Genomic DNA, 24,671 nt, shown 5'->3' on the forward strand with positions numbered 1-24,671 from the left:
CACGCCCTTTTGTTAAGGATGATTAGGTTATTTTTTTAAGAATTTTAAAGATGATTTTATTCCTTTACCTTCTACCATGATGATATAAGTACCAGCTTGAAGCGATGAAACATTTACTTCTGTTGAGGTGGCGCTTAGAGCTATGGTCTGTTGTATTAACTTTTTACCTTGTAAGTTAACAATTGTTAATCGTGAAACTTCACCTGGATGACTTACACTTAACACACTACTTACAGGATTTGGATAGATTTTTACTGATAAACTAGACTTAACATTTGCAGAAACCACATCGCTATATTTAAATTTTCCGTCGTTATCAATTTGCTTTAATCTGTAATACACTGTTGAAGCAGCAGGTTTATCATCTGAAAAGGTATATTGATGAATACCAGATGTGTTTTTACTTCTTACAGTGCCAATAGTTTTAAATTCTGTATGAGCTGTTCTGCTTTGAACTTCGAAATTTTTTGTATTAACCTCGTTAGTAGTTTTCCAATCTAAATTAACGGCACCTAAAGTTGATGGTTTAGCTGTGAAAGAAAGGAAGTCTAGGGGAAGAGGCTCATCAGTTGCTAGAGCGGCATCACTTGTTTTACCTGTTAGTGAAATTGACTCCCTAATCTGGATTCCTCTTGAACCCGTAGAAGAAGGCTCAGACCTCATAAAAGGATATAATCTAACACGAAATGTTTTACCAGGAGCAACATTAATTTGTAAGCCAGTAAATTTCAAAGTTATTTGATCTAAAGTTACTTGTCCACCGTCAGTACCTACCGTATTCCTATTTCTTCTTACCGTTAACCGATCTGCTGGAGTTAAAGCAACCTCTTTAACTTCTCCTGTGCTTCCAGATGTTTGCACCCAATAATTAGCTTTTTTATAGAAAAATTTAAAATCACTTTCAGCTGTCCCATCTACAGAATACCGAGCAACCATACGTACGTCCCCAGATCCAAAAGCTATTAAAGGAACATTAATACTCGTTAATTGTAACCATTTACCATCGTCTGATTTCATCGTGAACTCTAAATATTCTGTTGGGTCGTAATTCCCTTCAGGTACTCCAGACCAAGGGAGTGATGGATTAGCAGCTGCAAGTGGATGGGGTATAGCGACCCTTAGCCACTTATTATCAGCATCTGAAACTGCACCACTAGTAGTTTGATTAAACGCAAAAATTTTCATGGTAGCTCCCAATCCAGTTGTTGCCGAAATATTTGCAGAAGTAGTTGCAGGATTTATTGATAATGCAGTAGAAGATGGGACCCATATAGCAGAAACATCCGTTTGTGCTATAACTTGTAACGAACTAAATACTATTAGGGTTAAAATAAATAAATAATTAAGTAATTTTTTAATCATAATCTAGAAATTAAAATTTATTAATTGGTTAATTTTTTAAAACCTAAAATTTAAAGGCATTAATGGAAAATTGGCTTTACCAGAATGATTTTAAGCTTAGGTTTATTTAATTGGCTATCCAATTCTACTAAGTTTTTAATTGAAAAACAGGCATTTAGGCAAATAAATCTATGCAATCGTTGCCGGGAACGATGTAGTAAAAAGGAAATAAAAAAAGACGATAGATTCTCAGGCCTATCGTCTTAGCTAACATTCAAAATACCACTTGTTTAAAACAAGTTTATCTTAGGTTATTTCGGAATCCAATCTTTTAAAATTAATTCCATTTTATAACTATCTATCTGATTTTCTGCTAATTGAAAAGACCAACTTACACGTTGTTCTGGTTTAAAACCTTCGCCTTTGTTCTGATACTCGGCATAAAAAGCAGTACGCTTATTGCTTTCTTTACCCCAAAAATCCCAGCCTTCTGGTTTTATGTGTTTCCCTAAATCGCAATGGATAAAAACGGTTTTTGCAAAAGGACGCCAAGGCCTACCTAAATAAGTAGAATTTTCTGGCGCATCACCCGTGAGTTTACAATCTATAAATACATAACCGTACTTGATAGTATCTGGCGTTGACGCTGCGGTTACAAACGAGCCTCCTTTTTTACTGTAAATTTCGCAAGACTTAAATAAAGCGGTTGCTGCACCAAAAATAAAATCTGTTGTACCCTCTATATAACAGTTTTCATAATATTGCCTACTACCATATCCGTAGGTATAAAGTGTATCCTGATAGCCTAGAAATCTACAATTTTTAAAATGTATACGATCTCCAATGACCTGTACTGCTACTGCCTGTCCAACCGGACCAGATGAATTTTGAAATGTAATATTCTCGGCACTAAAATCATCCCCATAAATATAAAAAGAAGAAGACCCAGATGTACCAATGGGTTCACCAAATTTGTTAAGCTTGGCAGCAAAATCATCAAAAGTTAAAATCGTTTTTTCTTTACTTTCACCAATAAATTTTACCATTTTTTTTGACCCTGGTAAAATCAATTTCTCTTTGTAAACACCATTTTTAATGTAAATAATGGTTGTTTGCTTTCTGAAATCAGGAACTGCGTTTATAGCCTCTTGTACGGTTTTAAAATCTCCTTTACCTTTTGCATCAACAATAAAATGGTAATCTTTAGCTTTAGCTAGATGTATTTGAGATATAAACATCATCGAAAAGAAAAGATACTTTAAAAAATTACGCATTATTTTACAATATATGTTGTTAAACCAATTTGCTGTTTTTTTATCTCTTGCAGCACCAATTCGGCAATTCTTCTGGCACCATATTCGTTAAAATGAGTTCCGTCTTTAGCGCCTTCAGGATAATTAGGATGTAAGCCAGAAGGAAAATCAAGGAATAACAGTTTAGAGTCTTCATCACCAAATTGCTGATACAAGTTTCTACTCTTCTCATCCAAATCAATAACCATAACGTTTTGCTCTTTAGCTAATACCCTAACCACATCAGAATAAAGCAAATGCGTTTGTTTAATTTTCCCCTCTTTATCAAAATATCTTCTAGAAACCGGAGTTAGTAAAATAGGCGTTGCTTTTTTTGCCTTAGTTTCATTGATAAACTCTAATAGATTTATTCTATAATCTTCCGGAGAAGTATATCTATCCGGATGTTTCTGACTTTCATCATTATGCCCAAATTGTATAAAAACATAATCTCCTTCTTGCAAAGAATCTACAATTGGCTGCCAAAGATTTTCCTGTAAAAATGTTCTGGTACTTCTCCCATTTTTAGCCTTATTTTTTACTTGTACAGCATGGTTAAAATAGTTGGCAAAAGGCATTCCCCAGCCATGTTCAGGAAATTTATTTGTAGGCTTTTGCGCCATGGTAGAGTCTCCAATCAACCAGATAGTTAAAGGCTTATCTTCTGTAAGTTTAAATGAACTTAAGATGAAAACAATAGCTAAAATATAAATTCTTATCACGGCTATTTTTTTACAGGTTTAATGATTTTTGAGCTAATGGCTAAGTTTAACGATTTTATTTCTGCCAATACCAATTGCGCCATATACCGGGCTCCTAACTCGTTAAAATGTGTGTCATCTATTTTTCCACTTGGATAATTAGGATTTTGACCAGGCGCTAAATGATTAAATAAATGGGCAGATTTTTCTACCCCAAAATCTTGAAGTAGTTTCATGCTACTAACAGATAAATCTATCAAAGGGACTTTATTTTTTTTAGCCACTTCTCTTACCAAAGCAGCATAAACTTCGTGTGTATCTACAATCTTACCTTCAGCATTAAATTTTCTTCTGGCAACGGGTGTAATTAAAACGGGGATAGCTTTCTTTGATTTGCTTTCTTTTACAAACTTTAAAAGATTGGCTTTAAAATCCTTTTCAGTAGTATAGCTCTTTTTGCTTGGTACTTCATCATTATGCCCAAATTGGATAAATACATAATCTCCTTTTTTCAACTTATTTAAGATGGGCTGCCACCTGTTTTCTTCTATAAAAGTTCTGGTACTTCTACCGTTTTGTGCATGATTTTCTACCACTACTGTAGAATCAAAAAAGTGAGTAAAAGGCATGCCCCAACCAGTTTCTGGATAAGCTTTTATACTTTTTTGAGACATGGTAGAATCGCCAATTAAATAAAGAGTTGTTTTATCTTTAGCTTGGTTAAAAGCTAAAACCATAACAGCCAAAAAAACAAAACTTATTTGTTTTAAGAATTTCATCTATTTATAAATTACTTTGTTAAGCTATTGATGTATACTTCTAAGTTGGTATAATCTTTACTTAAATTATATAATTGATGGTCATCTGCCGATTTTGGATTTAACTTATTTTTAGTTTCCCAATCATCCGGCATACCGTCTTTATCTGTATCTACTTTTGCTTTTTCTGATGCTAAAAACGGCCAAGCAATTTTGCTTTCTTCGTAACTTGTGCCGTGTTTAAAGCCGCCTTGCACATCTATAATCCTACCCTTTTGCTTCTTCACATCATTAATCAATCTGCTATCTAAAGTATCTCTTCTGTAGCTTGCGCCTACACCTTTTAAAACTACTTTATAAGCTTTTTTTGCCGATTGATTTTTACCATCCAAAACTTTAAAAGGATGTTTTAAAACAGCATTTTGTTTACTTAAACTATCGGCTTTCTTATCAAACTGAATGCCTTTAAGATTATTTCTAGTGGTTTCTGATGATTTATAAACGCTGTTTCCGGCAACGTAAAACTGCCCGTGTTTACCATTTTTGTCTACCGAAGGGTTAACAATTCTGTTAAATATATTTTGGTTGGTTGATGGCCCAAACTTATAGTAATTGTTAACGATATTGTATTTCCCTCCTTCGCCACCATAAACATTATTATGCCCCCAGTTATAGATTACGTTATTTCTAAAATCTACAAACTCATCTGTAGAACCTAAACGAGCTCCGTTAAATCTGGGTGTTCTGCTGTTACAATGGATAAAAAGATTATGATGTGCAGATAAATTTGAGCCTCCCCAAATACCTCCGTAACCGTGTTTTTCAAAATCAGTATCGCCTTCTTCAAAATGATAAGAATAATTTAGCGGTTCTGAAATGATATTCCATTGAAGGCTGGTACTATCGCCACCGTAAGCGGATAATACTTCATCGGTACTCCAACTTAAACTGCAATGGTCTATGATGATGTTTTTCCTTTTAGAAATACTCATGGCATCATCACTACCAGAGCCGGGTACTTTACCTCCATTTTGATAACGGTCTCCCATTCTAAAACGTAAGTATCTAATGATGATATTATCACCAGCTAAACTTACCGGATAATCTGCAATACAGATACCATCGCCAGGTGCGGTTTGGCCAGCTATAGTTATATTTTTACTGATATTTAATCTAGATTTTAGATGAATGGTGCCAGAAACAGTAAAAACCACTATTCTGGGATGTTTAGCTGTAACTGCTACTCTTAAACTTCCCTCACCATCATCATCCAAGTTGCTTACAATGTAAACCTTCCCGCCTCTGCCACCGGTTGTATATTTACCAAAGCCCTCTGCACCAGGAAAGGCTATAGGCTGCGCTATAACATCCATCATAAAGAAAAAAAAGATGGCAATTAAGCTATATATTTTATTCATTTATTTAACTTGATTTTCTATTATGGAGCTTACTAAGCTATTGATATAAACTTCAATATTATCATAACCAGTACTTAAATCTCTACTATTAGCATTGGCTTTGGTATGGTCTATTTTTTTTGCTTTTTCCCAATCATCTGGCATCCCATCACTGTCGGTATCAGTTAAAACTGCGGTTTGATTAAGTGTTGGCCAACCTCCTACATCTGTTTGTGTATCTATGATACCATTGGTACTACCATTAGAACCTTGTGCGGTAAAAGTTTTATTTTTTACGTGTTGCACTATTCTGGTATCAACAGCATCTCTTTTATATGAGGCACCTGCAAATTCTAATACTCGCTCATAAGCAGTAGTTGCTAATTGTGTAGTTACATTACTATTAATTTGTAAAGCGTTTGCTAAACGCATACTGGCTTTATCTGCTTCTGAAACTGTACCATAACTGCTATGGAACTGATTATAAATGCCATAAACCCAATTATCATTGGTAGCTCTACTACTACCTTCTACAAAGTTGCCATCCACGTAGAATTTGCCCCAAATATCATATACTTCTGTTGTTGCGTCTTTATTCTTATCGATAGATAAAATACGTTCATTTTTTGTTGTAGCAGGACCAGGTCTATAATAATTATTTACGATGTTAACATTCATAGCTTCGCCGCCATACATACTATTATTTCCCCAATTATAGAATACGTTGTTTCTAATATCAACCAAATCTGTTAAAGCAAAGGATTTACCTGCTTCTTCCCCAAGTCTAGGATTTCTACTATCATGGTTAGCCATTAAATTATGATGAAAAGAGGCTCTTCTGCCGCCCCATATACCACCATAACCATGTGCTCCTTTGCCATGAACCGAGTTTCTTAAACTTTCTGCTATAATACACCACTGTAAAGTAAAATCTTCGTTTGCGTAAAAAGACACACATTCATCGGTAGACCAGCTCATAGAACAATGATCTACCATAATTTTCTTCCTAAATCTGCCACCTAAAGCATCGCCTTCTTGCTGAGCAGCATCGCCCATCCTAAACCTAAGAAATCTAATAATAACATTATCTGCGTCAACACCAACCTCATAATCTCTTAAACATATACCTTCTCCTGGTGCTGTTTGTCCAGCTATGGTAACATCGCCATTTCTTATAAGAAGTCGGCTTTTTAAAACAATAGTTCCAGAAACATCAAACACAATAATTCTTGCGCCTGTAGCCTCAATAGCTGCCCTTAAGCTTCCGGTACCTGCATCATTAAGATTGGTTACTTTTATAACTCTACCTCCACGTCCGCCAGTAATATCTTTAGCAAAACCTTCGGCACCAGGGAAAGCTAGTGCTGTTTCGGTAATTTTTACCGGTAAGTTGTTTTGAGGTATTACTGTATCTGTAAAACCAGTATTAACCTTATTCTTTTTACATGCTATGGTTGCAAACCCAATTAGTAACAACAAAATAAGCGAGGTATTATATTTCATGTTAATGGAGCTTATTTGTATTGATTTTCTGTAATTGTTGCCACTATACTATTGATATAAACTTCAATATTATCGTATGCTGTACTTAAATCTCTACCGCTGGCGTTAGCTTTGGTATGATCTAATTTCTTTGCTTTTTCCCAATCATCGGGCATTCCATCACCATCGGTATCTAGCAAAACTGCTGTTTGTACAAGCGTTGGCCATCCACCTACATCCCCTTGTTTATCTATAATACCCGGAAGCCCCGAAATAGAACCGTTAAAAGTTGTTGTACCGTTTCTTACTTCATTTATAATTCTGGTATCAATTGCGTCTCGTTTTAAACTCGAACCAACATAACTTAGTACTGCTGCATAAGCTTGTTCTGCGGTATGTACAGGTATAACAACAGCCTCAAATGGTGATGTTTTTTGTGCCATGGCTTTGGTAACTCCAGAATCAAAATCAACACCTCCGTTCCAATTATCTGCACTTACTGTAGGGTTTCCAAAAACAAAATTACCTGCGATATAAAAAGTACCATAACCAACACCATAATCTGCAGGGTTTGTTGCTCCGGTAGTATTATCCTTAGAAACTTGCATAATTCTGTTTCTTCTGGTAGATGGGGTAGCCGGTCCGTATTTATAATAATTATTTACCATATTATATTCGCCGTTCTCACCACCATAAGTACTATTACCACTCCAATTGTAAACTACGTTATTTCTATAGTCAATTTTATCGGCACCGTATTTACCTATCCCTGTACCACTACCACCACTGTATCTTTTACCACCATCAAAACGTGGGTTTCTATTGGTATGATGTGCTAATAAGTTATGATGAAAAGTAGCCGGACTTCCTCCCCAAATACCTCCATAACCATGTGCTCCTTTAGAGTGGCCAGAGTTATTCATACTTTCTGAAATGATGCACCACTGCATGGTAAAGTTTTTATTGTGATAGAAAGATGCTGTCTCATCTATAGACCAACTGATAGAACAATGGTCTAACACAATATTTTCTATTTCTCTGCCCCATAAAGCATCGCTTTCTATGGTTGCCACGTTGGTATCTCCCAACCTAAATCTCATATATCTGATGATGACATTGTTGGCAGCTATGTTAGTTTCATAGTCTTGCAAGCAAATTCCATCACCAGGAGCTGTTTGACCAGCTATGGTGACATCGCCATTTCTTATTTGTAGACGACTTTTAAGTTTGATATTACCCGAAACTTCAAAAACGATTATTCTAGGGCCAGTAGCATCAACGGCAGCTCTTAAGCTTCCTGTACCACTATCGTTAAGATTAGTTACTTTAATAACTCTTCCTCCTCGCCCTCCGGTTGTATTTTTACCAGCGCCTTCTGCACCTGGAAAAGCAACGGCTGTTTCTATAACTCTTTCAGGTAAATTTTCTTTCGGAATTACAGAATCTGTAAAGCCAGTATTAACCTTGTTCTTTTTACAAGAGGTAAAGCAGAACAGGGCTATCACTATAAAGCTTAAAATATTTTTTGACATGACTTTTGAATAGAAGTTTTAAAAGCAGGAGTGCCAAAAAGCCTCTCCTGCTTTATAATATTTATTTACGCCATCTAGGGTCTCCAGAATCAGATTTCCCTATAAAGGAATTATCTAGGATGGTGAAATTACCATTATCTGGATTGGTGAATAATGCAGTGCTTGCATTATTATAATCTATGATATTAGGAATAGCATTAGCAGAAATTACAGCATCAGTAGTTTTATAAGAATTTACTACCACCAAAGAAGTTCCTCCGTAACGTATGCCTCTTGCAGATGCCGTAGGAGATAAAGTTTTACCAATAATATTGTTCTTGAAAGAGAAAGTAGTTACGTTTTGCGCATTATAATCAATAAGATATCTTGCGTTACCAACAACATTGTTAAAGGTATTATTCTCTATAATTAAAGCATTTGTTGGTGCCAGGTTATGCAATATTAAACCATAACCTATTTTATAAAATGTGCTATTGGTAATAGTGATATTATTGATTTTACCTGTAGCTACGTTGGTATTTATAAACGCATAAGTACCATTAGAGGCATTATCGCCAATATCATAAACAATACATTTATTAACGGTAAACTTATCTATAGTAATTGGGTTTGCACCTTGCATACGCATTGGCGTATTTACAAAATTCCTGATGATACAGTTTTCAAATATTATTTCTGTAGTGTTAGAAGAAAGACTTTGGTTAAATATATAATTACGCTTAGCCTTTGTTGGGTCTCCAAATTGATAACCGCTTAAATCTATATTTTCAAATTTAATAGTGCCATGGGCTGCACCAAGTGTTATCCCGTTTAAAGCTACTATTGGCTTATTTGGCCCATCTTGACCGTAAATGGTAATAGACGTATTGGCTGGTAAAACAACCGTGTTATCTGAGCTATAAACAGAATTTTGTAATAGTACAAATATAGTCCCATTAGCAGCATTCTGTAATAAAGCAGCTAAATCATCTGTTGCTCCAACATTAACAACATTGGGTCCAGTTGGTAATAGTGATAAAGTACGGAATGGCTGAGAACCCCTAATAGAATTATTATAGTATAAAACTGCTGTATAACCATTGTCTGGAGTTAAACCAGTGATAGTTTTTGTTCCTGCTGCTTTTTCTTGAGCCGAGATATCATACCTGTTTGTTCCAATCATGAAATGAGAAACTTGATTAGGTATTCTCCATTTTAAAACTACTGTAGTTGTGGTTACATCGGCAGGAGTTACATTTAGCATAATTTGCTCTGTGGCTGTTTTAAAAGTAACAGCTGTCCATTGCGATTCATTTTTAACATCGGTAGTATCTATACCTTTTATTCTTGCAGAATATCTGGTTGTAGGATCTAACAAATCTGGGATTTCAAAACTATATCCGTTTGCAGTTTTAACACCTTGAGTTTTATAAGTACTTACAATCTGCGAAAACTGCAAACTATCCTTACTTAATTCAACCACATAAGAATTTGTAGCTGGCTTGCCTTTCCAAGTTAAGGTTGCTGTAACACCGCTTACAGAAGCAGTTAATTCTGAAGGACGAAACAGTCTATCAAAACTTTCATCAACCTCCCATTCTAAAGTTTTTTTACAGGAAGACAATCCTGTTATGATTAAGCCTATAACAAAGACTTGTAAAAATATCTTCTTTATTGTTTTCATAACTGTTTATCTATTAAAAGTTATATCCGTTTTTAAGAGTACCCTGAGATTCGCTAATAACAGAATTAGGAATTGGGTATAAATGCCTGTTTTCTACACCTGCCGAGTTAAGACCGCTGCTAAATAAATCTATACGCTCTATATAACTGGTGATATTTGCTGCTGTTGAACCAGATAACCATGGTATTCTAGTAAAACCTGCTATATCTACAGCTCCACGATCTGTGTAGAAGTTTATGGTTGATTTTTCTAAGATTTCGTTATTAGTTTCATATTTATAAAATAAGAACTTTGGTAAAGCATCATAAGGAGCTGTACCGGCTAACATTTTCTTGAAATCATCTCTTTGCTTCTGAATTTTAGCGGTTAATAAGTTCCAACGAATTAAATCATACTTACGAATAGCTTCTCCGCCAAATTCAAATGCTCTTTCATCAACAATAGCATTAAAAAACGCCGACTCGCTATTAAGTGCATCAACATAAGCTTCTACTTTTGCAGGACGATCTGCCTCTATAAATGCTCTTCTTCTTACTTGTTTCAAGGCTAATTTAGCAGCAGCAGTAGGCGCTCCGTTAAGTGCATTTTCTGTTTCTGCAAACATTAATAAGATGTCTGAGTAGCGCATTACTGCCCAATTGATACCGTATCCAAATTTTCCCTGAGCTGCTTTATTTAGCGCAGACCATTTTTCGCCCATAAAACGTTGATCCCATTTAGCAAAATTGTAAGACAAAGGGTTGGTTTGGAATATCTCTTTTACATCGCCCGCACTATTGCTATAAGTATAATAAGCTATGGTGTTATCTCTTCTTATATCTTTGGCATCAAACATGTAGAAATAATAAGCCGTTGTATTTACCACATTGGCATTATTACCAAAACCGTATTTAGCATTGGTGTAAAACCTAATTCCTATAGAATAGCCCATCTCGCCACTTCTTCCTAAACCATGTGCTACCTCAAATAAGTTCTCATTAAAAGTACCATCAAGTTCTAAACGGCATAATTTTTTCCAGACATCTATATAGTTGTTATTTAACTGATGCACTCCTTGTTGCATCACCTCACTACATTTCTGATTGGCCAATTGGTAATATTTTCTCCAATCGCTACCTCTTTCTGTAGGGAAACCCGGTTTGTTTCTGATAGAATATCCACCTCTAAACAAGGCTATTCTGGCAGTTAAACCTTTGATAAAGCCTTTAGTTACACGCTCTACACTTGTATAATTACCTTGTTTAACCCAAGGAACATATTTTTCTGCCTCTAATAAATCAGCAATGATGTTGTCATAAATAGTATCTCTATCGGTTACTGGTAGGTAAACGTTAGAAAGATCAAACTTTGTAGGCTCTGCTTTATAAGGTACATCGCCCCAATTTTTAACCAATTCAAAATAAGCTAAAGCTCTTAGGGTTAAAGCCTCACCCAAGTAGGCTTTCATTTTGGTAGAATCGGCAGTAGACATTACCGGACTTTTTTTAATCCCATCGATACAAAGATTAGCTCTTTCTATCATCTTATAAATTAATGTCCACTCTCTTGAGATAGAGTTATTATCAGGTGTACCTAAATAATTTGATAATCCACGGTTAGTATTTTCTTTATAACTGTTTGCATCTGCGCCAACAATCTCTATATCAGAATTGGTGGCATAATTAAGTGATAACCTTGCAGAATACATTTGGTCTTGTGTAAGCAAAGCATATATACCAGTAACAGCATAATCTGTATAAGTTGGCGATGTAAACACCAAATCTGATGTAAATTCTGATGGTGATGAGGTATCTAAATAATCTTTATTACAAGATACTATGCTAAAGCTAGTTAAAGCTAATATTGCTATTAATATTCTCTGTTTCATAATCAACTTCATTAAAATGTAACATTAATTCCTCCAATAAATGAGCGACTCTTTGGATAAGCAGAGTAGTCTACTCCTGGCGTTACAGGTGGGTTTCTTCTGGCGTCCACCTCTGGATCAAAACCTGTATAGTTGGTAATGATAAACAAGTTATAACCAGTTACATACAATCTTAAATTACTCATACCTAATCTTTTAGAAACCTTATTAGGTAAGGTATAGCCTAATGTTAAAGTATTTAATCTTAAGAAAGACCCATCTTCTATAGCCCAAGAATGTAAAGGAGTTTGTGTCATTAACGGATGCCAAATAGAAGCATTTTGATTAAGCTCTTGTAATCTTTGTGGATCTCCAAATCTGCCATAAGCAATATTATTACCTGTTAACGGATCAATAGTAGTAAACCTATTATTGATACTCATTTCTGATGTTAAGTTTTGATATCTCCTAGATAAAAGGAAAGAGGTAAAATCTAATTTATTGGCATTGTAAATACTGTTCCCATAAGTCCAGTTGAAAGCCGCAAACAAATCAAATGCTTTATATTTTGCTACCAAGTTAAAGCCACCAATATGTTTTGGGTTTGAGTTACCAATAACCGTTCTATCAAAACTATTGATTACACCATCAGGCACCCCGTCAGGACCGCTTATATCTTTAAACTTAAGAGTTCCTGGGCCAAAATAATTTGCAGAAATTAAAGCACTGTTATTTGGTACGCCTGATACAAGATCCCATTTTTGAGCTCCTGCATTCCAAGTAAAATCATTAAATGAATACATCCCATCGGTTACATATCCAAACATTTGCCCAACTGGCAAACCTTGTTGTATGAGATAGTCTTCAAGAGGTTGTGCTGTACCATTCCAACCAGAAGTAAATAACTTGAAGTTAGCATCTCCATTTTTATACTCTTCAACTCTATTTCTATTGATACCAAAATTAACAGATGCAGAAAGCTTAAAATCTTTTTTATCAATGATATAACCATCCAAGGTTAGCTCAATACCTCTGTTTGAAGTACTGCCAAAGTTTTGGTATTGACTAGGAAAACCAGAGCTTTGTGCTAAAGGCGCTTGTACTAATAAATCTTTAGTTTTATTTAAATAAGCATCAAAAACTACATTAATCCTTCCGTTAAATAAACTTGCATCTAAACCAACGTTACTGTTAACAGTAGTTTCCCATTTTAATTCTGGATTATATAAAAAGTTACCCGGGATAAAGTTGCTAGACTCTACCTCGTTCAAGAAATATGGCTTGTTTTCATTATTGGTGGTATAAATAGATTGCCAAGCATTATTTGGAATTCTATTATTACCCGTACTACCATAACTAGCTCTTAATTTTAATTGTTGTAACCAATCTGCTTGGGATTTTAGGAAATTTTCCTCAGTCATTTTCCAAGCTACTGCTACTGAAGGAAAATATCCCCAACGGTTACCCGGAGCAAATTTACTTGAACCATCTGCTCTTAAAGTACTGGTTAGGATGTATCTATTTTTAAAAGTATAGTTTAATCTTCCAAAATAAGATGATAAACGATCATCCTGAGAAATATAGCTTACTGTTGGTATTGCTGTACCAAAATTAAAATTTGCTAATACATCATCAGCACTCATATCTACCGGGAAAAATCTAGACTCATTGGTAACTGATTTAAAACCCGATGATAAAAGTTCTTGACCTGCTACAACATTTAAAGCATGATTTTTACTTAAAAATTTATTGTTATCATAAGTAAAATAGTTAGCTACACGGTAGGAATTGCCATTTAAAGAGGATACATTTCCTATAGGCTGCCCAGCATAATTTCTAGCATTTGAGGTTGCCGGCCCCCAAACGTTATCTGTTTTATCGTATCTAAATTCGTATCCACCTTCGGTTCTGAAAGAAAACTTCTTGGTGATTTTCCATTTTAAGCCCGCGTTTAAGTTGTTATTAAACCTGTATTGCTTTTTATATTCATCCAGAGCAGATTCTACCGGATTATACAATAAACTTTGAGTTTCTGCATCAATAAAGTCATCATCATCTACCAATGATTGTTCAAAACCTCTTAAACCTCTTGTTGGTGCATATTTTATAGAGTTTCTTAAACGTGTAGTAGCTCCAGAGCCAACGTTTACACCCGCACCGTCTATTAATAAATAAGATAATCTTGTATTAAAGTCTACACTTAGTTTAGATGAGATATCTGTATTGAGTTTAAAATTTAAGTTGTTACGCTCGTAACCAGAGCCTATCATCACACTTTGTTCTTTATTTCTTGTTAAACCAAAGTTGTATCTGGTATTTTTTGAGCCTCCACTAATTCCTAAATTATAAAACTCTTGAGAAGCGTTTCTACCAAATACTTGGTCTTGCCAATTACTTCCTTGAACTGATTTATAGATGTCTAAATCTTGATAAACCCCATAATAATTTTGAAAGGTAGTAGTTTGATCAAGTTCGTATTGATATAATACGTACTCGTAAGGACTCAAAGCCTCTAGCTCTTTAGTAATGGTTCTAAAACCAGCATAAGCATTAGCCGTTACACTAATTTTCCCTTCTTTTCCTTCTTTAGTTGTGATAACAATTACCCCATTTGCCGCTCTAGAACCATAAATAGCGGTTGAAGCAGCATCCTTTAAAAAAGTAATATTTTCTATATCTGATGACGCTATGTTGTTGATACTACTTACCGGAAAACCATCCACAATATAAAGAGGTGAGTTATCTTGTGATATAGAACCTCCTCCTCTTAACCTTACTTTAATTTCGGCATCAGGAGAACCTTCTGTGGTAACGACCTGTAAACCAGCAATTTTTCCTGTTAAGGCTTCTGCTACGTTTGGAACTGGAACTTTAGCTAATTCTGAACCTGTAACAACACCAACAGAACCTGTTAAATCACTTTTTTTAACAGTACCATAACCAACAACTACAACTTCATCTAAAGATTTAGTATCATCTTCTAAAGTGATATTGAAATTATTTTGACTACCAACCGTAATTTCTTTTGATTTAAAACCAATGTATCTTACAACTAGTACTGTGTTACCTACACTTGGGATATTTAACTTAAATGAACCATTAACATCTGTAGTAGCTCCTTGGCTGGTTCCTTTTATGCCTACACTTACACCTATGAGAGCCTCCCCAGACTTGTCAATTACTTTACCGGTGATTTGTCTTGTCTGTGAGAAAGCAGACATCGCAATGACGCTTAGCAAGACTAAAAACAGTAGAAATCGTTTAATCATAATTTTGTTTATAATTTTTAACACTTTAGGTTAGAGTTATTAAAACCGCATGAATAAAAATCATGATAGACCAGCTTTTTCAAGTGGAAATCTTGCTATGAGTAGGTGTAAAATGATATGTTTATTTAATTGGCTTGAACAATGGTAAACAGTTTTTAAAGAAAAAAAAAGTATCTACTTTAAAAAAACTACGCAATCGATGCCGGCATCGATACCGTAAATGTCAGCTAAACATTTTTTCAACTTTAAAAGGCTTTTATGTATATTTTTTCTAAATTTATCTTGAAGCTTTTTAAACCACTTAGCCTAATGTTTAAACCTACTACGATAAAAGATATAGCCAAAGCTTTAAATCTATCTACTTCAACGGTTTCAAGAGCCTTAAGAGGCGGTTATGAAATTAGTGAAGAAACAAAAAAAATAGTTTTAGACTATGCCGAGAAAGTTAATTTCAAAAGAAATCCTATAGCCTTAAGCCTTAAAGAAAGAAGAAGTTATTCTATTGGAGTTATTGTTTGCGAAGTTGCCAATCAGTTTTTTTCTCAAGCTATAGATGGTATAGAATCTGTTGCTTATAGCAAAGGTTACCACGTCATTATCTCACAAACTCATGATAGTTATGACCGAGAAGTGATTAACGTAGAACACTTAGCTAACCGTTCTATTGATGGCTTATTAGTTTCTTTAAGTGCAGAAACTAAAGATTATAGCCATTTAGAAAAATTACATGAGCAAGGCTTACCTATTGTCTTTTTTGATCGGGTTTTAAACTCGATGAATACTCATAAAGTATCAAGTAATAATGTAAAAGGTGCTTTTGAGGCTACAGAATTTTTAATTAAGAAGGGATGCAAGCGTATTGCCCATTTAGCAAACGCCTCTCAACTTTCTATTACTGCCGAAAGACAAAAAGGCTATGAAGAAGCTTTAAAAAAACATAATATCCCGGTAGATGATAAATTAATAAAATACTGCAAACACGGTGGAAGAGATAAAATGGAAGTAGAAATTGCCGTAAGAGAATTTATTGATCATGACCCTCCAGACGCCATTTTTGTTGCCAGCGATAGACTTAGTACTGGCTGCTTAAGTACTTTAAAAAAATATGCTACAAATAGTAATATTCTGGTTGCAGGCTTTAGTAACTCAGAATTGGTAGAGTTGTTAAACCCTTCTTTGTCATATATCAGACAACCTGCTTTTGAGATGGGTAAAAAAGCTACCGAAATGCTTATTAATATTATCGAAAGTAAATACCCTATTGAAGAATTTGAATCTATAATGTTAGATACTACGCTTCATCCAAACGGTGCATAAAAAAAGCTGCCTCTCTTATCAAAAAGGCAGCTTTTTTAGCTAAAGTTAAAAGCATAGATTAAATCTCTACAGCTTTCATTTTTGGCACTAAAGTTTTCATTACAGACCAAGCTACTACATAAGCCAAAGCACAAATAGTAAACATTATGGTATAACCTGTTTCTACATGTCCAAGTTTCTCATAATAATCAAACAAGTATCCACCTAGCTTACTCATAACTACACCACCTAAACCTCCGGCCATACCGCCAATACCTGTAACAGATGCTACTGACTTCTTAGGGAACATATCAGAAACTGTTGTAAAAATATTAGCAGACCAAGCTTGGTGTGCTGAAGCTCCAATACCAATTAATAATACAGGGAACCAGAAGCTTATTTCACCTAAAACAGGTGCTAAAAGTACTACCAATGGGAATAAAGCAATAATAAACATAGCTCTCATTCTTCCATCATATGGTTTATAACCTTTATTGATAAAATACATAGGGAAAGCACCTCCACCTATACTACCAAACATGGTCATACTATAAAGTATAGAAAGTGGCAACATAATATCCGTACCTGTCATACCGTATTGTGCTTTAAGGTAAGCTGGTAGCCAGAACAAAAAGAACCACCATACACCATCAGTCATGAATTTCCCAAAAGCAAAAGACCATGTTTGTTTAAATCCTAATAGCTTAAACCACGATACTTTTTCTACTACTTCATTTGTAGTGTCTACTTTTTGATCTTCAATATCACTGTTGATGTAAGCTCTTTCAGCTTCACTTAAGCGAGAAGACTTAGCAGGAGTTTCATAAAGCCAAAACCAAAACAATAGCCATAAAAAACCAATTGCTCCAATTATCCAAAAAGTAAGTTCCCAACCCCAATGTGAAGCTACCCAAGGCACTGTTATAGGTGCTAAAATAGCTCCTACGTTTGAGCCAGAATTAAAAATACCTGTGGCAAGTGCCCTCTCCTTTTTAGGAAAATACTCTGCAGTAGCTTTAATTGCAGCAGGAAAGTTACCAGACTCTCCAAACCCTAATAGCGCTCTTGCTATCATGAATCCTATAACAGAAACTGGTAAAGCAATACCAAGAGAAATAAAGAGAGGAGATGCTAATTCGCCTAAAGCCTCTGCATAAGCGTGAATAATAGCGGCTAAAGACCAAATGATTAAAGCCCAAGCAAAACCCCATTTAGTTCCTAATTTATCAATTAAACGCCCTGCAAAAAGCATAGAAATTGCATACGCAAACTGAAAAACAGCTGTAATATTGGCATAATCAGAATTTGTCCAGCCAAATTCTTCTGCAAGCAACGGTTGCAGTAAACTTAATACCTGCCTATCCAGATAATTAACTGTAGTGGCAAAAAATAAAAGCGAACATATTGTCCACCTGAATTTCCCTATTTTTTCGTTCATCATTTTAATTTTGGTTTATATAATTTGGATTTATTTACAAAGTTTTATGAGCCTAAAAGCTTCAGCTGTATTTTTTGCTAACTCATCTAAAGCTCTGTTTTGCATTACATCTTTACTGATAAGTTTGCTCCCCATTCCTACTGCAGAAACTCCGGCTTTAAACCATTCTCTAATATTTTTTTCTTCGATTTCTACACCGCCTGTTGGCATAAAATGCTGCCCAACAAAAAGTTCTCTTATAGCACTTACAAAACCAGTTCCTAAAACATTTGCCGGGAAAAGTTTAATCAATAATGCGCCAACTCCTTGTGCGGTACTAATTTCTGTAGGTGTCATACAGCCTGGTATCCAAAGCATATCAAGACTATTAACCAATTCGCCTACTGCAACATTTACCGTAGGGCAAACAATATAATCTGCACCAGCATCAATAAAATCTTGTGCTTCTTTGGTGTTCTTAATGGTACCTATACCCAAATAAAAATCAGGAAGATCTTTTAATTGTGATTTTAGATATCTAAAATTTTCTAAAGCAGCAGGACCACGGTTGGTGTATTCTAGCGTTTTTACGCCTGCTTGGTATAAGGTTTTAATGATATCTAAACTTAGCTCTTTATCTTCATGATAAAACAGAGGCAGCATCCCCTGGCCAATAATGGTGTCTAAGACAGTTTGTTTATGAGGCATAGTCTTTTATAGTTTGTAATATTTCTTCTTTAGTTGTTGATGTTGAATCTGTTGGGATGAAAAGCTTTTTAAAAGCTGCCGCCGTTGCAAATTCTAAAGTATCTTGTGTGCTATAGCCAGATGATATACCAAAGAGTAAACCACCCATAAAGGTATCTCCACTTCCTACTTTATTAATGATTTTATCTACCTGATATTGTTGAGATACATGTAGTTTGGCCTCTTTATAAAACGTGGTATAGTAATTAATACCTTCACCGTTTTCAAACCTGAAGGTATTAGCTACTGCTTTACAGTTAGGAAATTTACTCATAATCTCCAAGGATGTTTTTTCTGCATGTTGAAGATAAGCGTTCTTAGCATCTTGAGTTATCAAAGCATCATCTAATGCCGTACCTAACATTTGATGAGCTGCCCATAAATTACCCATGATTAAATCGCAATAAGAAGCAATTTCTGGCATAACTTCTACTGGTTTTTTACCATACTTCCAAAGCTTAGCTCTATAATTTAAATCCAAAGAAACGTGTATACCTCTCGCTTTACAAGCTTTTACAGCCTCAAGGCAAACGTTTGCAGCATTTTGCGAAACAGCAGGGCATATGGCGCTAAATTGAAAATGACTTATACCTTCTAGTACTTTATCCCAATTTACATCACCAGGTTTTAAAGCATAAAAAGATGAATATGCCCTATCATAAATTACACCTGCACTTTTTAAATCTCTACCTTGGGTAAGGTAATAAATTCCTATACGCTCTCCCTGTAATGCAATTCTTGAAGCATCAATATTTAAATTTTCTACATAACCTAGAATTTCTTTGGTAAGATCATGATCTGGCAAGGCAGTAAAGAAAGATACATCAGCACCCCAAATGGCTAAGCCGGTAGCTACATTTAGCTCGGCTCCGCCAACAAAAATTGGGATCTCATTATTTTTTAACCATTCGCCGTTTGCATCCGGAGAAATTCTTAGTAATAACTCACCAAAGGTTAATATTTTGCTCATTATAAATTAAAGTATTGTTTAGCGTTATAGTAGCAGATATCTTTAACAATTTGTCCAATCCATTTTTCATCATCAGGAATTTGGCCATTCTCCATCTCGGCACCTAAAAGGTTACATAATATTCTTCTGAAATACTCATGTCTAGAGTAAGAAAGGAAACTTCTAGAATCTGTTAACATCCCAACGAAAGTACTTAAAACTCCCATATTTGATAGAGAATTCAATTGTTTCTCCATACCGTCTTTTTGGTCTAAAAACCACCAGCCAGAACCAAATTGCATCTTACCTTTTGTTTTACCATCGGCAAAATTTCCTATCATGGTAGCAAAAACATCGTTATCTGCTGGGTTAAGGTTATAAAGAATGGTTTTGGTTAATTGGTCTTCTAAAGAAAGATTACCTAAGAAATTAGAAAGGCTTTCGGCTTGTTTAAAATCGGCGATAGAATCGTATCCGGTATCAGGACCTAATTTTCTCATCATACCATGGTTATTGTTACGTATAGCACCCAAATGGAATTGCTGTACCCAACCTTTTTCATGATAAATTTTGCCTAACTCTGTTAAAACGTATCCCGCAAAAGCATCGGTATCAGAGAAAGTATCTACATCACCAGCTAAAAGCTTTTTATATTCTTGTTTTTGGGCATCTGTTAAAGTTAACTTTGATGGAATAGCTTGTAAACCATGGTCAGAAATACTTGCACCATGAGCCTCAAAATAATCAACCCTATTTCTTAATGCTGCAATTAAAGACTCTACATCTGTAATTTGTATCCCCGATGCTGCTGATAATTTCTGGATATAAGCTCTGTAAGCATTTACATCGCCAATTAATAAAGATTTATCCGGACGGAAAGATGGTTTTACTTTAATTGCAAAGCCACTTTCTTGTAATTGCTTATGGTATTTTAAATCATCACAAGGATCATCTGTAGTACCTACCATCACCACATTAAACTGTGTTAATAAACCTTGTGTGCTAAAACTATCTTGACTTAACAGCTCATTTGCATGACTATAAATTTTAGATGCCGATTGCTCGTTTAAAAAGCTATGAACCCCAAAAGGATTCTTAAGCTCCATATGTGTCCAATGAAAAAGTGGGTTTCTTACCGTAGCCGGAACTACTTTAGCCCAAGCATTAAATTTTTCCTCGTCAGAAGCATTACCGGTTATATAATTTTCATCTACACCAAGAGCTCTCATGGCTCTCCATTTGTAATGATCTCCTTTTAACCAGATTTCTGTTAAGCTGCTAAATTTTTTATTCTCTGCAATCTCTTGTGGAGGAAGGTGATTATGGTAATCAATAATAGGTAAATCTTTAGCATAATCATGATATAAAACCTTTGCCTGCTTGCTGTAAAGTAAAAAATCCTCTGGTATTACTGCGCCTTCTTTCATTTGGAAATTTCTGTTGTTTTTTGTTGCCTAATTCTATTATTTCTAACTGGTTGCTACGGCGATGCCAATTTGTAAAAAATATTGCTTATTTACACTATTAAATGTGGATTTTTTAGTTAAACCCATAAATTCTAATTCTTTTATAGATTTTTTATTACTTAAATTAGGATATAGAACACTTAGTGGTTACAATAATTTTAAACGATTAATGATATTACTTTTTAAATAAACACCTAAGTGATAGCTATTTTAGGTTCAAATCAAATTAAAACCGATATAAAAGCTATTTTATTTATTAATTTCAGCCTCAATAAAAAAAATATTAATAACTTTTACCTTGCTTATTTGGTATAAGATTTTCTTAGATATATTTATTTAACAACACCTTAGTACTTATGTTAATGGAGTCTTATTTAAACAAAGAGAAACCAGAAGTAAGGTTAAGAGCTTTTAGGGCTATAGATGACCCAGAAACTTGCGCCTTATTTGTAGAAGGACATAAAAATGTACTTACCAGTATTGGAGTTACTAAGGTTACATCATCTAAAAATGAATGGGTAGATAACCCTGGTGCGTTTGTACTCATTGTAGAATCTTTAGATAAAAAAAAGGTTTATGGTGGCGTACGTATCCATGTTGCTGGTGGTAGCCAGCCATTACCTATTGAGGAAGCTACCAAAGCGCTAGATCCTGCAATAACCAATCTTGTTTATCAGTATGCCCAACAAGGTACGGGTGAGTTTTGTGGTCTTTGGAATTCTAGAGAAATTGCAGGTTATGGTGTTGGAAGTATCTTTTTATCAAGAGCTTGTGTGGCTATTTCTACGCAAATTGGCATTAAATCTATTTTTGCGCTTTGCGCTCCTTATACAGTACAAATGGGCATTAACTCTGGTTATGAAATAGAAACCAGTATAGGTAACAATGGTACTTTTTACTATCCAAAATTAGATTTAATAGCTACAACAATGATTTTAAAAGATCCTGAGTTTTTAAGTAAAGCTGTAAACGAAGAAAGAGATGCTATTTTCAAACTTAGAGAGCATTTGAACATCACTCGTGTAGAAGAACTCAGGAAAAAGCAAATAGAAATACATTATGAAATACAAATCCCTAACCTTGAAAACTGGGATTTAAAAGCTGCAATAGCTAACACTTCTTTAAAAAATCCGGATTTAGAAAATAAAGACCTAGATGAATTTGATATCTTCTACTAAACCTTAAAAAATGCCTGACCCAAACACTTCTCATTTTAGCATCAACAAACAACTTAAAGAAACTTACAAACCTTTAATTCTTAGAATTTACAAAAAAGAAGACCTTCAAATCTATCATCAATTATTTGAACAACAAGAAGTACAATTTGTACATGATGAAATATGGAGCCAGTTACAAGAACTTGTAAAATCTAAAAATCCATCTATCAGATTAACAGAGGAGCTATTACAAAAACTTATTGATGAAGAACTTGGTACATTAAGTTTAGCGCATTATGGTGTTTGGGTATATTATCCTTGGAGTAAAAGATTAGTGCATTTACTTGATAAAGAAGCATTTATTGAGGTAAGAACAAACCGTAATCAGTATAAAATAACCAGAGCCGAAAGAGACACTTTAGGGACTAAAAAAATAGGAATTATAGGTCTATCTGTTGGGCAATCTATAGCACTTACCTTAGCTATGGAAAGAGGTTGTGGCGAGTTACGTTTGGCAGATTTTGATACTTTAGAATTAAGTAATCTTAACAGAATTAGAAGCGGTGTAAGTAATTTAGGACTTTCAAAAGTGGTTATTGCTGCTCGTGAAATTTCAGAAATAGACCCTTTTTTAAATGTAGTTTGTTTTAAAGAAGGTTTAACAGAAGTTAATTTGGATGATTTCTTTTTAAAAGATGGTAAGCTAGACCTTTTAGTGGATGAATGCGATGGTTTAGATATGAAAATTATAGCCAGAGATAAAGCTAAAGCGTTGCAAATTCCGGTTTTAATGGATACCAGCGATAGAGGAATGCTTGATGTAGAACGATTTGATTTAGAACCCAATAGAGAGCTGCTTCATGGTACAGTAAAAGGAATAAACCCGCAGAACATTAAAGAATTAAGCAATGAGGATAAAATCCCTTTGATATTACAAATGCTTGGTGCCGAAAATATTTCCTTAAGAGGAAAAGCATCTATGGTAGAAGTACAGCAAACCATCAATACATGGCCGCAGCTTGCTAGCTCTGTTACTTTGGGTGGCGCTGTAACCGCTGATGTAAGCAGAAGAATTTTATTGAACCAGTTTCATGCTTCTGGCAGATATTATATAGATTTAGAAGAATTAATTGCTAACCCAAAAGATGCTTCAACAGAACTTTCAACAGAAAGAACAAACCCTCATGAACCTTTATCTAAAGAAGATTTATTAAGTTTAGTAAAACAGGTAAACATCTCAAAAAGTAAGGATTTTATCCTTCCTGATATTGGCATTATTAAAGAACTAATCAGTGCTGCTTCGGCAGCCCCATCTACCGGGAATGACCAACCTTGGAAATGGCTTTTTCAGGACGGTTTTCTATATCTTTTCCATGAAGAAAATCGTTCTTATTCTTTCGGAGATTTTCAAAAAACGGCTTCATTTATCTCCTTAGGTGCCGCTTATGAAAACCTATATCTACAAGCTTTAAACCATAAGCTTGAAACTAAGATTAATTTTTTTCCTCTTCCTGGGAATGAAAAACTTGTAGCAGCTATTCATTTTGAAAACTTAACTTTACTTTCAAATGCATTACTAAAAGAACTCTCTGCCTATATTTTTAAAAGATGTACTAACCGTAATCCTTCTGTAAAACAACTTTTGCCAACAGAAAAATTAGACCATTTAAAAAACATCACCCAAACTATTCCAAACGTAAAGCTTCAATATTTCACTCAAGAAGATGAAATTAAGAAACTAGGAAAAATGATAGGTATTTGTGATAGGATACGTTTACTCAATAAAGAAGGTCATTACGATTTTGTGTACCGAGAGATGAGATGGACCACCAACCATGCTGAACGAAGTAAAGATGGTATTGATATAAAAACTTTAGGGCTCAGCAACTCGCAACTTGCCGCATTAAGCATGATAAAAGATGCTGGCGTTGTACAAACCCTAAAATCGTTAAAAGGCGGCAAAGCCTTTGATACTTTAGCTTTAAAGACTGTAGAATCTGCTTCGGCTTTATGTCTTATAAGTGTGCCAAAATATCAACTAGAAAGCTTTTTCATTGGCGGCCAAGCCATGGAACGCTTTTGGCTTGCAGCTACGCAACTTGGTTTAGCTGTACATCCTTTAATATCACCTTTATATTTATTTACTAGAATAAATCATGGTGAGGGGGAAGGTTTAGACCAAGAAAATATTAAAGAGCTACAATTACTTAGAAAAGAATTTGAAGCTTTAACAGGCCTAAACCAACATCATGCAGAGGTATTTTTGGCTAAAATTTCTATGGCAAAAGAACCAGAAATAAAATCTCATAGATTACCTTTAGAAAAAGTTCTATTTATCAGTTAAATTTGATTCGTCTT

Annotated in this window: 17 protein-coding genes; 3 read left to right on the forward strand and 14 right to left on the reverse strand. The window is 34.7% G+C overall.

What is annotated here, in order from left to right; all coding sequences use genetic code 11:
- Positions 1 to 27: 27 nt before the first annotated feature.
- The 10 genes from GJJ64_RS07605 to GJJ64_RS07650 form a co-directional block, all read right to left on the reverse strand.
- The gene (locus GJJ64_RS07605; RefSeq protein WP_154287155.1) at positions 28 to 1,362 is read right to left on the reverse strand and encodes a T9SS type A sorting domain-containing protein; all 1,335 of its coding nucleotides are present in this window, start codon (positions 1,360 to 1,362) and stop codon (positions 28 to 30) included.
- 290 nt (positions 1,363 to 1,652) lie between these two features.
- A complete protein-coding gene (locus tag GJJ64_RS07610; RefSeq protein ID WP_154287157.1) occupies positions 1,653 to 2,615 on the reverse strand; it encodes a pectinesterase family protein in 963 nt (320 codons plus the stop codon).
- A complete protein-coding gene (locus GJJ64_RS07615) occupies positions 2,615 to 3,355 on the reverse strand; it encodes a rhamnogalacturonan acetylesterase (protein ID WP_317162918.1) in 741 nt (246 codons plus the stop codon). Before GJJ64_RS07615 ends, GJJ64_RS07610 begins: the two co-directional genes overlap by 1 nt.
- Before the next feature lie 2 nt (positions 3,356 to 3,357).
- Entirely contained in the window at positions 3,358 to 4,113 is a 756-nt protein-coding gene (locus tag GJJ64_RS07620) for a rhamnogalacturonan acetylesterase (RefSeq protein ID WP_154287159.1), read from the reverse strand.
- Positions 4,114 to 4,124: 11 nt separating this feature from the next.
- Entirely contained in the window at positions 4,125 to 5,510 is a 1,386-nt protein-coding gene (locus GJJ64_RS07625) for a pectate lyase family protein (protein ID WP_229655495.1), read from the reverse strand.
- A complete protein-coding gene (locus GJJ64_RS07630) occupies positions 5,511 to 6,992 on the reverse strand; it encodes a pectate lyase family protein (protein ID WP_154287161.1) in 1,482 nt (493 codons plus the stop codon).
- Positions 6,993 to 7,003: 11 nt separating this feature from the next.
- The gene (locus GJJ64_RS07635; protein ID WP_154287162.1) at positions 7,004 to 8,503 is read right to left on the reverse strand and encodes a pectate lyase family protein; all 1,500 of its coding nucleotides are present in this window, start codon (positions 8,501 to 8,503) and stop codon (positions 7,004 to 7,006) included.
- Positions 8,504 to 8,564: 61 nt separating this feature from the next.
- On the reverse strand, positions 8,565 to 10,166 hold the full coding sequence (locus tag GJJ64_RS07640; protein WP_154287164.1) for a DUF5123 domain-containing protein: 1,602 nt from the start codon (positions 10,164 to 10,166) through the stop codon (positions 8,565 to 8,567).
- Positions 10,167 to 10,179: 13 nt separating this feature from the next.
- The gene (locus tag GJJ64_RS07645) at positions 10,180 to 12,033 is read right to left on the reverse strand and encodes a RagB/SusD family nutrient uptake outer membrane protein (RefSeq protein WP_195759254.1); all 1,854 of its coding nucleotides are present in this window, start codon (positions 12,031 to 12,033) and stop codon (positions 10,180 to 10,182) included.
- 11 nt (positions 12,034 to 12,044) lie between these two features.
- The gene (locus GJJ64_RS07650; protein WP_154287890.1) at positions 12,045 to 15,233 is read right to left on the reverse strand and encodes a SusC/RagA family TonB-linked outer membrane protein; all 3,189 of its coding nucleotides are present in this window, start codon (positions 15,231 to 15,233) and stop codon (positions 12,045 to 12,047) included.
- Positions 15,234 to 15,590: 357 nt separating this feature from the next.
- Here GJJ64_RS07650 and GJJ64_RS07655 point away from each other — a divergent pair, with 357 nt between their 5' ends.
- Positions 15,591 to 16,598 carry a LacI family DNA-binding transcriptional regulator gene (locus GJJ64_RS07655; protein WP_154287167.1) on the forward strand — a complete coding sequence of 336 codons (1,008 nt, stop codon included), beginning with the start codon at positions 15,591 to 15,593 and terminating at the stop codon, positions 16,596 to 16,598.
- Positions 16,599 to 16,656: 58 nt separating this feature from the next.
- Here GJJ64_RS07655 and GJJ64_RS07660 read toward each other — a convergent pair whose 3' ends face one another.
- The 4 genes from GJJ64_RS07660 to uxaC are packed head-to-tail and all read right to left on the reverse strand — an operon-like array spanning position 16,657 to position 21,117.
- The gene (locus GJJ64_RS07660; RefSeq protein ID WP_154287891.1) at positions 16,657 to 18,015 is read right to left on the reverse strand and encodes an MFS transporter; all 1,359 of its coding nucleotides are present in this window, start codon (positions 18,013 to 18,015) and stop codon (positions 16,657 to 16,659) included.
- 30 nt (positions 18,016 to 18,045) lie between these two features.
- On the reverse strand, positions 18,046 to 18,702 hold the full coding sequence (locus GJJ64_RS07665; RefSeq protein ID WP_154287169.1) for a bifunctional 4-hydroxy-2-oxoglutarate aldolase/2-dehydro-3-deoxy-phosphogluconate aldolase: 657 nt from the start codon (positions 18,700 to 18,702) through the stop codon (positions 18,046 to 18,048).
- On the reverse strand, positions 18,692 to 19,711 hold the full coding sequence (locus GJJ64_RS07670) for a sugar kinase (protein WP_154287171.1): 1,020 nt from the start codon (positions 19,709 to 19,711) through the stop codon (positions 18,692 to 18,694). The genes GJJ64_RS07665 and GJJ64_RS07670 overlap by 11 nt, the downstream gene beginning before the upstream one ends.
- Positions 19,711 to 21,117 (reverse strand): glucuronate isomerase, encoded by a 1,407-nt coding sequence (gene uxaC, locus GJJ64_RS07675; RefSeq protein ID WP_154287173.1) that lies wholly within the window; start codon positions 21,115 to 21,117, stop codon positions 19,711 to 19,713. Before uxaC ends, GJJ64_RS07670 begins: the two co-directional genes overlap by 1 nt.
- A gap of 401 nt (positions 21,118 to 21,518) precedes the next feature.
- Between uxaC and GJJ64_RS07680 the strand changes: the two genes are divergently transcribed.
- Together GJJ64_RS07680 and GJJ64_RS07685 are read left to right on the forward strand one after the other, a co-directional pair.
- Positions 21,519 to 22,334, forward strand: coding sequence for a hypothetical protein (locus tag GJJ64_RS07680; RefSeq protein ID WP_154287175.1), 816 nt, complete (start codon positions 21,519 to 21,521; stop codon positions 22,332 to 22,334).
- A gap of 10 nt (positions 22,335 to 22,344) precedes the next feature.
- A complete protein-coding gene (locus GJJ64_RS07685; RefSeq protein ID WP_154287177.1) occupies positions 22,345 to 24,657 on the forward strand; it encodes an Rv1355c family protein in 2,313 nt (770 codons plus the stop codon).
- The last annotated feature ends 14 nt before the right edge of the window (positions 24,658 to 24,671 follow it).

Origin of the sequence: Pedobacter puniceum, from assembly GCF_009674685.1 — a bacterium.
Taxonomy (GTDB): Bacteria; Bacteroidota; Bacteroidia; order Sphingobacteriales; family Sphingobacteriaceae; genus Pseudopedobacter; species Pseudopedobacter puniceum.